This window comes from Actinomycetospora sp. CA-084318, from assembly GCF_050955885.1.
In the GTDB taxonomy this organism is placed as follows: Bacteria; Actinomycetota; Actinomycetes; order Mycobacteriales; family Pseudonocardiaceae; genus Actinomycetospora.
Genome location: NZ_CP192098.1, coordinates 1,747,542 through 1,760,050, shown reverse-complemented (window position 1 = coordinate 1,760,050; position 12,509 = coordinate 1,747,542). Strand labels below are relative to the sequence as shown.

Here is a 12,509-nt window from a genome sequence, read left to right as displayed (position 1 = left end):
CCCTCACGCTGGTGGGGCGACCGAATCCTCCCCTGGCGAACGGAGCAGCGACGTGACGGCCGAACGCGAGGGGACGATCCGGGCGCTCCAGCAGCACGAGGGTTCCCCTCACGCGGGAAGACGGGAGCTGCTGAGCTGGATCGCAGCGGGCGCGGCCGAGCGGGAGCGCGCGAACGTCAGCCCCTTCGAGCAGGTGAAGGCCGTCGCGGACGCCGGGTTCGGCGCGCTCGCGCTGCCGGTCGACCGGGGCGGACGGGGCGCGTCGATCCGGGAGCTGCTCGCGTTCGTGATCGACCTCGCCGAGGCCGATCCGATCGTCGCGCACGTGCTGCGCACGCACTACAGCCAGACGCTCGGCTTCGTCCGCGGCGGCCACGAGCGCTGGCTCGACGAGGTGCGGGCCGGGAAGGTCTTCGGCAACGCGATCTCCGAGACGGGCACGGTCGCCGCCGGGAACCACGACTTCACGACGACGCTGCGCGAGACCGCCGACGGCTGGCGGCTCGACGGCGTGAAGTACTACAGCACCGGCACGCTGTACTCGGACTGGATCTCGGTGGCGGCGCGGGTCGAGGGCGACCGGGTCGCCACGGTGCTCGTGCCCGTCGACCGGCCGGGCGTCGAGGTGGTCGACGACTGGGACGGGATGGGCCAGTCGCGCACCGGGACCGGGACGACGCGGTTCACCGACGTCCCCGTAGCGCCCGAGGAGTTCCTCACCGTCCGGCCGCGCCACGAGCCGCGCGCGGCCGCCGACGTGCCGTTCCTCCAGCTCTACCTGCAGGCCCTGATGGCGGGGATCCTGCGCTCGGTCGCGGCCGACGCCGCGGCGCTCGTGCGCTCGCGGACCCGCACGTTCGACCATGCGCCCGCGCCGGAGCCGGTCGACGACCCGATCCTGCAGGAGACCGTCGGCCGGCTGGTGTCGACGGCCTGGGTCGCGGAGGCGGGCGTCCTCGCCGCGGCCGACGCCGTGCAGGCCGCGGAGGACGCGGTCCGTGCCGGGGAGCCGACCGAGGAGGTGGGCCGGGCGGCGTCGGTCGCCGCCAGTGCGGTCAAGGTGCACCTGGACCGGGTGGCGGCCGACGCGGCGACGGCGCTGTTCGACGTCGGCGGCGCGTCGGCCTCCAGCCGGGCGAAGAACCTCGACCGGCACTGGCGCAACATCCGCACCCTGAGCCTGCACAACCCGGCGTCGTACCGGGCCACCGCCCTCGGCCGCCTCGCGATCAGCGGCGAGGACCTCCCCCGCAACGGCTACTTCTAGGTCGCGGCGACGAACCGCTGCCGCAGCGCCCCGAGGCCGGTGATCCACGAGGTCAGCACGTCGCCGTCCTGCAGGAACTGCTGCGGGGACCGGCCCTGACCGACGCCCGCCGGGGTGCCGGTGAAGATGACGTCGCCGGGCAGGAGGGTCACGATCGCGGAGAGCTTCGCGATGAGCGTCGGGACGTCGAAGACCATGTCGGCCGTCGTGCCCTTCTGCACGCTCGTGCCGTTCACCTCGCACCCGAGCTCGAGTCGGTCGGGGTCGGGGACCTCGTCCGGCGTCACCAGCGTGGGCCCGAGCGGGCTGTAGCCCGGGAACGACTTGCCCAGCCCGAACTGCGGCGGTGCGTTCGCGAACTGCACGGTGCGGTCGCTGATGTCCTGCCCGACGGTCAGGCCGGCGACGTGGTCCCAGGCCTGCGCGGCGGGCACGTGCGCGCCGCCCCGTCCCAGCACGACGACCAGCTCGACCTCCCAGTCGACGTTCCCGGCGGAGAGCACGACGTCGCCGACCGGGCCGGCGAAGCTCGAGGCGTACTTCGTGAAGACGACCGGCTCGGCGGGCAGGTCGAACCCGGACTCCGCGGCGTGGTCGGAGTAGTTCAGACCGATCGCGAACACCTGGGGTGGCCGGGGCGCCACGGCCCCGAGGGTGTCGGTGGGCAGCGGAGTGGCGCCGGACAGGTCCGCGTCGACGGCCCAGGCGCGGAACTCCTCCCAGCGGTCGAACACCGCCTGCGGGTCGGCCGGGAAGCGGCCACCGCTGGCCGTCTCCACGTCCACCCCGCGCAGGTCGTCCGGGCCGGACGACGGGTCCACGAGGACGAGGCGGCCGGCCGAGTTGGCGATACGCACGGAGGTTCTCCTTCGATCGGGGCGGAGCTCAGGAACGGGCGAGCCACGGGTAGCGCGCGACGTCGGCGTCGGCGTAGTCCGGGTCGAGGTAGATGAACAGGCGCTGGATCCGGTGGTCGCGGATCTCGAAGACGTCGCAGAACCGGCCGGCGTGGGTGACCCCCGCCCGCCAGCCGGCCCCGCTCGTCGTCGTGCCGGAGGACGTCCCCTCGACGACGAGCGTGTCGCCCTGGGCGACGTAGTTGAAGTACGCATAGTCGTGGCTGATCGCGGCGATGAGCTCGCCGACCCGCCCGAACAGGGCACCGATGTCGTCGTGACCGTTGGCGAGCGGGCACTTCGGGAAGAAGACCTGGGCGTGCTCGTCGAACAGGTCGAGCACGTCGCGGCCGGTGTCGAGGCGCTTCAGGTACTCCAGCGCGATCGCCTTGCGCGCCTCGTCGGTCATCGGGGTGGTCACGGGGACGGACACGGTCAGCCTCCTACGGGGACGGGACGCCCGGCGCGGGCCAGGGTGTGGGTCAGGGCGTGGCGCAGGGACGCCACCGGGTCATCGGTCGCGGCGGGCGAGCGCCAGGCGACGTGGCCGTCCGGGCGGACGAGGACGCAGCCGTCCTCGTCCACCTCGCGGCGGTGCGCCCAGTCCCCGTACACGTCCAGGTACGTCCGGCCGGCACCGATCACGGCACTCTCCACCCGGAGTCCGAGCTCCGCGCCGACCTCCTCGGCCGCGGTGCACCACGCCTCGCCGCCGATGCCGGTGAGCACGGTGAACCGGCCGCCGCCGCAGAGGTCGAGGGTGGACAGGGCGCGGGTCCCGGTCTGGAGCCGGGCGTGCGGCACCGTGGCGCCGGGGTGCGTGGTGGGACGGTGGAACAGCTCGGGGTCGCGGTCGGGTACGGGCCGGGCGGACCCGTCGTCGAGCACGGCCCCGGACGCGTAGTGCTGACCGAGCTCGACGCCGTGCGCGTTGAACTGGTAGTTCTGCAGCTCGACGGCCGAGGCCAGCTCCGCGCGGCGCCGCCGTCCGGCCTCGGTCGGGCCGGAGAGCTCCTCGAGCGCCGCCCACCCCTCCTCGGCGGTCTGGTCGGGGCGGAACCCGAAGGCCGCGCTGAGGGGCGCCATGTCCCGGACGCTCTGCATGGCCCGGTCGACGACCTGGCGTCCGACCGGCTGCCGCTCGGCGTCGTAGGAGTCGAGCAGGGCCTCGCCGGCCTCGCCGCGCAGGACCGCGGCGAGCTTCCAGCACAGGTTGTAGGAGTCCTGGATCGAGGTGTTCGTGCCGAGACCGTTGGCGGGCGGGTGGCGGTGGGCGGCGTCGCCGGCGAGGAACGCCCGGCCGCGCCGGTACTCCCGCGCGACCACGTGGTTGATCTGCCACGTGCTGACGGCCTTGATCCGGATGTCCACCGCGTCGTCGCCGATCGTGACGCGGGCCCGCTCGCGGACCGCGTCCTCGCTCAGGTCCGGCTCCTCGGCCGGGTCGTACATGAACAGCAGGACCCACTCGGTCCACGGCTTCACACAGATCCAGGTGCCGCTGCCGACCCAGTAGTCGTTGCCGGGGCGGCACATCCAGTACAGCGTCACGGGGCGGTGGGCGGTGTAGGCGGTCAGGTCGGCCTCGAGCCAGACGTTGGCCGCCGCGCCGAGCCCGGACTCGCCGTCGAAGACGAAGCCGAGCTGCTCGGCGACCGTGCTCCGACCGCCGTCCGCACCGATGGCGTACCGCGCGCGGACGCGGGTCTCCTCGCCGGTGTCCCGGTGCCGGATCACCGCCTCGACCCGCTCGGCGTCCTGGGAGATCGCGACGAGCTCGCTGGAGAAGCGGATGTCCGCGCCGAGCTCGAGGGCCCGGTCGAGGATGACGGGCTCGAGGACGTGCTGCGGGATGTTGCACATCTCGCTCGGGCTCGCGGCGGCGTAGTCGGAGAGGCGCTCCTGGGCGGTGCCCCAGGTGGCCAGCCGCGCGAGTTCCGGCGCGGCGAAGCTGGTGGCCCAGACGTTCGCGCCCATGAGCTCGTTCGGGGTGGCGACCGCGCGGACGGCCTCCTCCATGCCCAGGTCGCGGAAGACCTCCATGGTCCGCTGGTTCGTGATGTGCGCCCGCGGCGAGTGCGCGGTGCCGGGGTACTTGGTGACGGTCAGCGCGTCCACGCCCTCGCGGGCGAGCAGCGCGGCGGCGGTGAGCCCGGCGGGCCCCGCCCCGACCACGAGGACGTCGGTGTCGACGGTGTCCATGTCAGTGCCCCGAGTGGTTGCCGACCATGAGGTCCGCGAGGTCCTCGGGCGCCAGGAACGACGGCGGGGGCGGCGGGCCCCAGCGGTAGAGCCCCTCGCGGCCGTGGAACACCTCGGGGGTCCACAGGGCGTCGTCGATGTCGCAGTCCATGTCCGCGAAGTACTCGCTGAAGTTGCCGGCGGGGTCCTTCAGGTACCAGAAGAAGTTGGACCCGGCGTGGTGGCGCCCCAGGCCCCAGACGTGGCGGTCCGGGTGCCCGTCGAGCATCGCGGTCGCCCCGCGGCCGACCTCGTCGACGTCGGGGACCTGCCACGACGTGTGGTGCAGGAAGTTCACCGGAGCGGCGAGGACGAGGACGTTGTGGTGCTCGTCGGAGCAGCGCATGAAGGCGCCGTGGTCGCCGATGTAGTCCGAGACCTTGAACCCGAGGCCGTCGACGAAGAACCGCATGCTCGCCGGCATGTCGATGCTGCCCATCACCGCGTGCCCGAGGCGCGTCGGCCGCACGCGGTCGTCGCGCACCACGCCGGGGGCCCGTTCGCCGTGGCGCTCCACGCGCCCCGGCCCGTTGTAGGGCGGCAGCGGCAGCGCCGGCCGCTGCACCAGCCGCGGGGCGACCCGGACGACGACGCGGCTGCCCGACACCGGCTCCGCGGTGACCAGGTCGTCGCCCTCGAGACGGTGCTCGACGCCGAGCGTCGTCAGCGAGCCCGCGATCCGGGCGAGGTCGTCCGGGGTCTCGGCCCGGACGACGAGCTCCGCGAGGCGACGGCGCGGACTCGTCACGAGCCGCAGCTGGCGGCCGCCGTCGGTGGTCGAGAACCACCCGTCGTCGTCGGGGACCAGCCCGAAGTCCGTGTAGTACGCCGAGGTCGCCGCGACGTCGGGGACGCCGATCGTCACCGAGGCGAGACCGTGGAGAGCCATCGTCGGCTCCTTCCGCCGGAGGGTTCGGAGGGGGTGCGACCACTGTGCGCCGGGCGAAGTCCATCAAGCAATAGAAAATCCATATTAATCTGGATACAGGGAGATTATGCTGGTCGCATGGCATCACGAGGGACGGCCCCGTCCCTGACCCAGCGCACCTACGAGCGGCTGCGGGCCGACATCGTCGGGGGACGGTTGGGGCCGGGCGAGCGCCTGCGCCCGGGAGGCATCGCCGCGGCCGAGGAGGTCAGCCTCAACGTGGTGCGGGAGGCGTTGAACCGGCTGGCGGGGGCCCGGCTCGTACGCGCGTCACCGCAGCTGGGCTTCACCGTCACGACGACGTCGCTGGAGGACCTCTGCGACCTCACCGACGTGCGCGGCCTGGTCGAGGGCGAGGCGCTGCGCCGGTCCGTCGAGCGGGGTGACCTCACGTGGGAGGGCGAGCTGGTCGCCGCCCACCACCGCCTCGAGCGGACCCCGATGATGTCGGCCGACCGGCCCGAGGTGCTGAACGAGGCGTGGACGGCCGTGCACGTCGCGTTCCACGCCGCGACCATGTCGGCCTGCGGGAGCCCGCGGATGATCGAGCTGATCGAGGACCTGCAGGAGTGCGCCGCGCTCTACCGGCAGTGGTCGGTCCGCGGCGACGGCGGGCGGCGCGACGTGGCGGCCGAGCACCGCGACATCTTCGAGGCGGCCGTCGCCCGGGACGCCGACGGTGCCTGCCGGGCGCACCTCGACCACATCGGGCGCACGGCCGAGCTGGCGGCGGCGGCGATCCGCGCGGAGTCGCCGCCGCCGACCGACTAACCGACGACCCGCAGCGTCTCCTCGCTGACGGGCTCGTCCGACCCGACGTGGGAGCGGAGGTCGTCGAGACCCTCCCAGACATTCACGTTCATCACGGCGAGCAGGCGGTCGGAGCCGTCCAGCCACGAGGCGACGAACTCGCGGCCGGCGACGTCGCCGCTGGTGACGACCCGGGCGTAGCTCCCCCGCGGGGCGTGCCCGACGTACTCCATGCCCAGGTCGTACTGGTCGGAGAAGAAGTACGGCGCCTCGGTGTAGGTGTCGTTCCCGCCGAGCATGGCGGCCACGGCGGTCGCCGGGTGGGTCGACGCCGCGTTCCAGTGCTCGACGCGCAGCCGGCCGTAGGTCGGGTGGTCGTGCGCGGCGATGTCGCCGACCGCGTAGACGTCCGGGTCGCTCGAGCGCAGCGAGGCGTCGACGAGCACCCCGTCCTCGACGTCGAGACCGGCGTCCTTCGCGAGGGCGAGGTCCGGGGCGGCGCCCACCCCGATCAGGACGGCGTCGGCCCCGACGGTCGAGCCGTCGGCGAGGCGGACCCCGGACGCCCGGCCGTTCTCGACGACGATCTCCGCCACCTCGACCATTGGGCGCAGCTCGACGCCGTTCCCGGTGTGCAGGTCGGCGAACACCTGCGCCATCTCCGGTCCGAGGACCTTCAGCAGCGGGAGCCCCTCGTGCTCCAGCACCGTCACCGTGGTGCCGGCCCCGCGCGCGGTGGCCGCGACCTCCAGCCCGATCCACCCGCCGCCGATCACGACGAGGCGACGGCCCTCGCCGAACTCCGCCTTGATCGCGTCGGAGTCGGCGAGCGTCCGCAGCGTGTGGACGCCCTCCGCGTCGGCGCCCGGCAGGCCGAGCGTGCGGGCGGTGGAGCCGGTGGCGAGCACGAGCTTGTCGTAGGTGAGCGTCTCGCCCCCCTCGAGCGTCACCTCGTGGGCCTTCGGGTCCACCGCGCTCGCCCGCGTCCCGAGCCGCAGGGCGACCCGGTTCTCGTCGAACCAGCCCCGCTCCTGGAGCAGGATGTCGTCGGCCCCCGACGACCCGGCCAGGTAGTCCTTCGAGAGGGGCGGCCGGTCGTAGGGCAGGTGGTCCTCGCCCGCGAGCAGCGTGACGTCCCCGTCGAACCCCTGCTCCCGCAGGGCCTGCGCCGTGGTGGTCCCGGCGAGCCCTGCTCCGATGATGACGATGTGCATGGCCGCAGGGTGCCTTCGGCCCGTGAGTACTAATCCGTCCCAGGACACGGATTAGTACTCGCGGGGCGGAGCCACCCCCCGAATGTGGAGTTCATCGGTCAGCTCAGCCCCCGCTTCGGTTCGGAGATCCACCCGCCGTCGGGTCCGCCGCTGGACGTCGACTTCGTCCACCGGTTCGCCGCCGCGCACGAGGACGCCGGGTTCGACCGGGTGCTCGTCGGGCACAGCGCCTCCTCCCCGGACGGGTTGCAGGTGGCCGCGGCGCTGGCCGCGTCGACGCAGCGCCTCGGGTTCCTGATCGCCCACCGGCCCGGCTTCGTCGCCCCGACGCTGGCCGCCCGCTCGTTCGCGACCCTCGCCCGGTTCGCCGGCGGCCGGGTCGCCGTGCACACCATCTCCGGCGGCAGCGACGCCGATCAGGCCCGCGACGGCGACCACCTCGACAAGGAGGGCCGCTACCGGCGCACCGACGAGTACCTCGAGGTGTTGCGCCGGACGTGGACGGCGACCGAGCCGTTCGACCACCACGGCGAGTTCTACGACGTCACCGACGCGCAGACCGACGTCCGCCCGGAGCAGCCGATCCCGGTCTTCTTCGGCGGCTCGTCGGAGTCGGCCTACCGCGTCGGCGGGAAGCACGCCGACGTGTTCGCGCTGTGGGGCGAGCCGCTGAAGGAGACCGCCGAGCAGATCGCGTCGGTCCACGCGGCCGCCCGCGCCGCGGGTCGCACCGAGATGCCGGGTATCTCGGTGTCCTTCCGCCCCATCCTCGGCGCCACCGAGGAGCAGGCGTGGGACCGCGCGCACGACGTGCTCGACCGGATCGTCGCCGCGGGCGGGGGCGGCGGGTCGTTCACGGGGCGGTCGTCGCACCGGCAGGGCCACGAGACGACCCGCACCAACGTCGGGTCGCAGCGGCTGATGGCGGCCGCCGAGCGCGGCGAGCTGCACGACCGTTGCCTCTGGACGCCGACGGCTTCGGCGAGCGGGGCGGCCGGGAACTCGACCGCGCTCGTCGGGACCCCGGAGACGGTGGCGGCCGCCCTGCTCGACTACGTCGACCTCGGCGTGACGACGTTCCTGCTGCGCGGCTACGACCCGTTCGACGACGTCGCCGCCTACGGCCGGGACCTGCTGCCGCTCGTCCGATCGGGCGCCGCCCGAACCGAACGAACGGCACTCTCGCGCACATAGATGCTGCGAGGGTGCCGTTCGATCGGCACGGAGGGCGGTCGGGTGACGGCGCTTGTGTGATCGGCACCACAGGCGTAGGGGTGGAGGGACACGTCATCGGAGGTGCCGGTCATGACCGAACCACGCCAGCCCACCACGCCCCTCCCCCGCCGCGACGCCGACGAACCGACGCGCGCGGGCACGATCTCCGGCTGGGTCGAGTCGGTGCGGATGTGGGCCCGCGAGCGGGGCCTGCCCGTCCCGTCGTCGGGACCGCTCCCCCGCGGGATCGTCGACCAGTACCGCCGCCGCCAGAGCCGCGAGTAGGGAAGGTTCGGCGGTCCCGGTTCGTTGTGCACGACGAAGTCGAGAGAAGGGACCTTCATGGCCACCGAGACCGCGATCCTCGCCGGCGGCTGCTTCTGGGGCGCCCAGGACCTGCTGCGGCGTCGGCCCGGCGTCATCTCCACCCGCGTCGGCTACTCCGGCGGCGACGTCCCGAACGCCACCTACCGCAACCACGGCGACCACGCCGAGGCGGTCGAGGTCGTGTTCGACGACGAGAAGATCTCGTTCCGCGAGATCCTCGAGTTCTTCTTCCAGATCCACGACCCGTCGACGCGCAACCGCCAGGGCAACGACGTCGGCCGCAGCTACCGGTCGGCGATCTTCTACACCTCCGACGAGCAGAAGCGCGTCGCCGAGGACACCATCGCCGACGTGGACGCCTCCGGCCTCTGGCCCGGCAAGGTCGTCACGGAGGTGGAGCCGGCCGGTGACTTCTGGGAGGCCGAGCCGGAGCACCAGGACTACCTGATCCGCCAGCCCTGGGGGTACACCTGCCACTGGGTGCGCCCGGACTGGAAGCTCCCGAAGCGGAGCGAGTCGGCCCAGGCCTGACGAGCACGTCACCTCCGGTTGTCGGGTCCGCCCGGCGGCCGGAGGATGGACGCCCATGACGGCCGACCACACCCGCCTGCTCACGCGGCGGCGTCACGTCGACCACAGGTGCCTCCGGCTCGTGTGCACTTTTCCGTGCTCTGACACGGACTAGTACTCACGAGCCGGAGGCACCTCCTTGTCCATCACCGCTCATTGGTTCCTGCCCACCTACGGCGACTCCCGCGGCCTCGTCGGCGGCGGGCACGGCATGGCCGCATCGGCCGCCGGTACGCCGCGCGAGGCGTCGCTCGGGTACCTCGCCCAGATCGCCCGCGCCGCCGAGACCGTCGGGTTCGAGGGGGCACTGACCCCCACCGGCGCCTGGTGCGAGGACGCGTGGCTCACCACCGCGATGCTCGCCGCCGAGAGCGAGCGCCTGAAGTTCCTCGTCGCCTTCCGCCCCGGCGGCACCTCCCCCACGCTCGCCGCGCAGATGGGCGCCACCTTCCAGCGCCACTCCGGCGGTCGGCTGCTGGTCAACGTGGTCACCGGCGGCGAGCCCGCCGAGCAGCGCGCGTACGGCGACTTCCTCGACAAGGACGACCGCTACACCCGCACCGGCGAGTTCCTCGACGTCGTCCGGCGGCTGTGGGCCGGCGAGGAGGTCACGCTCGAGGGAGAGCAGGTCCACGTCGAGGGCGCGAAGCTCGAGCGCGTCCCGGACCCGGTACCGCCGATCTACTTCGGCGGGTCCTCCGCGAAGGCCGGCGAGGTCGCCTCGAAGCACGTCGACGTGTACCTGACCTGGGGCGAGCCGCCCGCGCAGGTGCAGGAGAAGATCACCTGGATCCGCAAGCTCGCCGCCGACGAGGGCCGCGAGGTCCGCTTCGGAATCCGGCTCCACGTGATCACCCGCGACACCGCCGACGCCGCGTGGGCCCAGGCCGAGGAACTGCTGCGCGGGATCCCCGACCACATGATCGAGAACGTCCAGGCCGGGTTGGCGCGCTCCGAGTCCGTCGGTCAGCAGCGCATGCGGAGTCTCCACGACGGCGGCGCGAAGACGGCCGCGGACCTGGAGGTCTCCCCCAACCTCTGGGCCGGCGTCGGTCTGGTGCGCGGCGGGGCGGGCACGGCGCTCGTCGGCAGCCACGCCGAGGTCGCCGACCGCATGGCCGAGTACCACGACCTCGGCATCACCGAGTTCGTCCTGTCCGGCCACCCGCACCTCGAGGAGGCCTACTGGGTCGGTGAGGGCCCGCTGGCCGAGCTCGGCCGGCGCGGTCTGTGGACCCCGGCCGCCGGCTCCGAGGCCGCCCGCGCGCTGCACGCCCCCGCGGCGTCCGTGCCGTTCGCCGGGTCCGCCCGGTGACCGCGACGGCCGAGACCGCCGTCCCGTCCGCCGGCAGCCGCGAGGGCCGCACGGTCCTCGCGGCGTCGCTCATCGGCACGACGATCGAGTGGTACGACTTCTTCCTCTTCGCCACCGCCGCCGGGATCGTCTTCCCGCAGCTGTTCTACGGCAACGGCGACCCGACGGTCGCGACCCTGCTCTCGTTCGCCACCTTCGCGATCGGCTTCGTCGCGCGACCCATCGGCGGGTTGATCTTCGGGCACATCGGCGACCGGGTCGGTCGGCGCAGCACGCTCATCGTGACGATGGCCCTGACCGGGCTGTCGACCGCGGCGATCGGCCTGCTGCCCACCTACGCCGCGATCGGTGTCGCCGCGCCGATCCTGCTCGTGCTGCTGCGCGTCATCCAGGGCATCGCGATCGGCGGTGAGTGGGGTGGCGCCGTGCTCATGGCCGTCGAGTACGCGCCGCCCGGCCGACGGGGCGTGTACGGCGCGACCCCGCAGATCGGCCTCGGCCTGGGCCTCGCACTCGGGACGGGGGCGTTCGCCCTGCTCGGGGCCGTGATGGACGACCAGGCCTTCATCGACTACGGCTGGCGCATCGCGTTCGTGGCCAGCGTGGTGCTCGTGGTCATCGGGTTCATCGTCCGGCTCGCCGTGCTGGAGACCCCCGCGTTCCGGCGCATGCAGGAGGCCGCGGAGATCTCGCGGGTGCCTGCGGTCGAGGTCGTGCGCGACCCCGACTCGCGCCGCAACCTCGGCTTCGGGTTGCTCGCGCGCTGGGCCGAGGGCGCGTCGTTCAACACCTGGGGCGTCTTCGTCCTGACCTACACCGTGTCGACGCTGAAGCTGCCGCGGACCGAGATGCTGATCGCCGTCACCGTCGCCGCGGTGGTGAGCGCGTTCGTGGTGCTGCTCGCCGGGTTCTGGGGCGACCGCATCGGCCGCGGACGGGTCTTCGCCATCGGCTGCGCGATCCTCGCCGTCGGGGTGTTCCCGGCGTTCGCGCTGCTCGGGCTGGGCTCGACGATCGTCGTCGGGCTGGTGCTGATCGTGATGCTCGGCGTCTCCTACGGCCTCACCAGCGGCGCCGAGTCGACGCTCTTCGCGGAGATCTTTCCGACGAGGACGCGGTACACTGGCATGTCGCTCGCCTTCCAGGGCGGCGGGATCTACGCCTCCGGGCTCACCCCGCTGATCCTCACCTCGCTGCTCGCCCTTGGCGGCGGAGCGCCCTGGTACGCGGCGGGCTACCTGTTCGTCGCGGCGCTGGTGAGCATCTGGGCGGCGTTGAAGGCGCGGCCGCTGGAGCACCTGTAGGCCCCTGACCTGCACGAACGGCACTCTCGCAGCATCTATGTGCGCGAGGGTGCCGTTCGTTCGGTTGGAGGGAGCACCTCAGGCGGACCGCTCGCGCAGCCGGTCAGCCGCGACGAGCAACGCGGCGCGGGCCTCCTCCACGTCGGCGGCGGTGAGGTAGGCGCAGGCGACGGTGACGGCGGGGGCCGCGGCGGAGGGCCCGAGCACGAGCTGCTCGTCGAGGGCGGCGCGCAACGCGGACTCGATGGTGCGGCAGCGGGTCCACCGCTCGCGGGTGCCCGCGGCGTCGAGGCTGCTCAGGTGGCGGAGGCCGGTGCGGACGGCGTCGTCGAGCGGGTCGCGCACAGCGTGGCGGCGGCGGCCGGTGGTGGTCATGGCAGGACGGGACGAGGGCATGGCGATCCTCGGGGACGGTCGGTCCGGCGCGGACCGACGGGCGGGCGGATGAGCTCAGCTCGTCCGACACCCCGCGGAGACGACGC

Annotated in this window: 13 protein-coding genes; 7 read left to right on the top strand and 6 right to left on the bottom strand. The window is 73.3% G+C overall.

The genetic code is table 11. The features are described 5' to 3' along the window. The first annotated feature begins 52 nt into the window (after nucleotides 1–52). A complete protein-coding gene (locus ACQPYX_RS08620) occupies nucleotides 53–1,267 on the top strand; it encodes an acyl-CoA dehydrogenase family protein (protein WP_433802480.1) in 1,215 nt (404 codons plus the stop codon). Here ACQPYX_RS08620 and ACQPYX_RS08615 read toward each other — a convergent pair. From ACQPYX_RS08615 to ACQPYX_RS08600, 4 genes are read right to left on the bottom strand one after another with little or no spacing between them, the layout of a single operon-like run. After that, nucleotides 1,264–2,124: a fumarylacetoacetate hydrolase family protein gene (locus ACQPYX_RS08615; protein ID WP_433802479.1), complete on the bottom strand. Its 861-nt coding sequence runs from the start codon at nucleotides 2,122–2,124 to the stop codon at nucleotides 1,264–1,266. The genes ACQPYX_RS08620 and ACQPYX_RS08615 overlap by 4 nt on opposite strands. A 28-nt stretch (nucleotides 2,125–2,152) precedes the next feature. Then, nucleotides 2,153–2,596 (bottom strand): nuclear transport factor 2 family protein, encoded by a 444-nt coding sequence (locus tag ACQPYX_RS08610; RefSeq protein WP_433802478.1) that lies wholly within the window; start codon nucleotides 2,594–2,596, stop codon nucleotides 2,153–2,155. Nucleotides 2,597–2,598: 2 nt separating this feature from the next. Further along, a complete protein-coding gene (locus ACQPYX_RS08605) occupies nucleotides 2,599–4,365 on the bottom strand; it encodes an FAD-dependent monooxygenase (protein WP_433802477.1) in 1,767 nt (588 codons plus the stop codon). A 1-nt stretch (nucleotide 4,366) separates the two neighbouring features. Then, nucleotides 4,367–5,293: a VOC family protein gene (locus ACQPYX_RS08600; RefSeq protein WP_433802476.1), complete on the bottom strand. Its 927-nt coding sequence runs from the start codon at nucleotides 5,291–5,293 to the stop codon at nucleotides 4,367–4,369. A 117-nt stretch (nucleotides 5,294–5,410) separates the two neighbouring features. Here ACQPYX_RS08600 and ACQPYX_RS08595 point away from each other — a divergent pair, with 117 nt between their 5' ends. Beyond that, on the top strand, nucleotides 5,411–6,103 hold the full coding sequence (locus ACQPYX_RS08595) for a GntR family transcriptional regulator (RefSeq protein ID WP_433802475.1): 693 nt from the start codon (nucleotides 5,411–5,413) through the stop codon (nucleotides 6,101–6,103). Here the strand turns inward: ACQPYX_RS08595 and ACQPYX_RS08590 are convergent. Next, nucleotides 6,100–7,296: an NAD(P)/FAD-dependent oxidoreductase gene (locus ACQPYX_RS08590; RefSeq protein ID WP_433802474.1), complete on the bottom strand. Its 1,197-nt coding sequence runs from the start codon at nucleotides 7,294–7,296 to the stop codon at nucleotides 6,100–6,102. The two genes, ACQPYX_RS08595 and ACQPYX_RS08590, sit on opposite strands and share 4 nt — an antisense overlap. A gap of 84 nt (nucleotides 7,297–7,380) precedes the next feature. On the opposite strand from ACQPYX_RS08590, the gene ACQPYX_RS08585 reads away from it, so the two are divergent. From ACQPYX_RS08585 to ACQPYX_RS08565, 5 genes are all read left to right on the top strand, one after another. Continuing rightward, on the top strand, nucleotides 7,381–8,490 hold the full coding sequence (locus tag ACQPYX_RS08585) for an LLM class flavin-dependent oxidoreductase (protein ID WP_433802473.1): 1,110 nt from the start codon (nucleotides 7,381–7,383) through the stop codon (nucleotides 8,488–8,490). A 111-nt stretch (nucleotides 8,491–8,601) separates the two neighbouring features. After that, nucleotides 8,602–8,796: a hypothetical protein gene (locus tag ACQPYX_RS08580; RefSeq protein ID WP_433802472.1), complete on the top strand. Its 195-nt coding sequence runs from the start codon at nucleotides 8,602–8,604 to the stop codon at nucleotides 8,794–8,796. 57 nt (nucleotides 8,797–8,853) lie between these two features. Continuing rightward, nucleotides 8,854–9,369, top strand: coding sequence for a peptide-methionine (S)-S-oxide reductase MsrA (gene msrA, locus ACQPYX_RS08575; protein ID WP_433802471.1), 516 nt, complete (start codon nucleotides 8,854–8,856; stop codon nucleotides 9,367–9,369). A gap of 178 nt (nucleotides 9,370–9,547) precedes the next feature. Then, nucleotides 9,548–10,723: an LLM class flavin-dependent oxidoreductase gene (locus tag ACQPYX_RS08570; RefSeq protein WP_433802470.1), complete on the top strand. Its 1,176-nt coding sequence runs from the start codon at nucleotides 9,548–9,550 to the stop codon at nucleotides 10,721–10,723. Then, nucleotides 10,720–12,027, top strand: coding sequence for an MFS transporter (locus ACQPYX_RS08565; protein ID WP_433802469.1), 1,308 nt, complete (start codon nucleotides 10,720–10,722; stop codon nucleotides 12,025–12,027). The genes ACQPYX_RS08570 and ACQPYX_RS08565 overlap by 4 nt, the downstream gene beginning before the upstream one ends. 78 nt (nucleotides 12,028–12,105) lie before the next feature. Here ACQPYX_RS08565 and ACQPYX_RS08560 read toward each other — a convergent pair whose 3' ends face one another. Further along, nucleotides 12,106–12,402 carry a hypothetical protein gene (locus ACQPYX_RS08560; protein ID WP_433802468.1) on the bottom strand — a complete coding sequence of 99 codons (297 nt, stop codon included), beginning with the start codon at nucleotides 12,400–12,402 and terminating at the stop codon, nucleotides 12,106–12,108. Nucleotides 12,403–12,509: the final 107 nt, after the last annotated feature.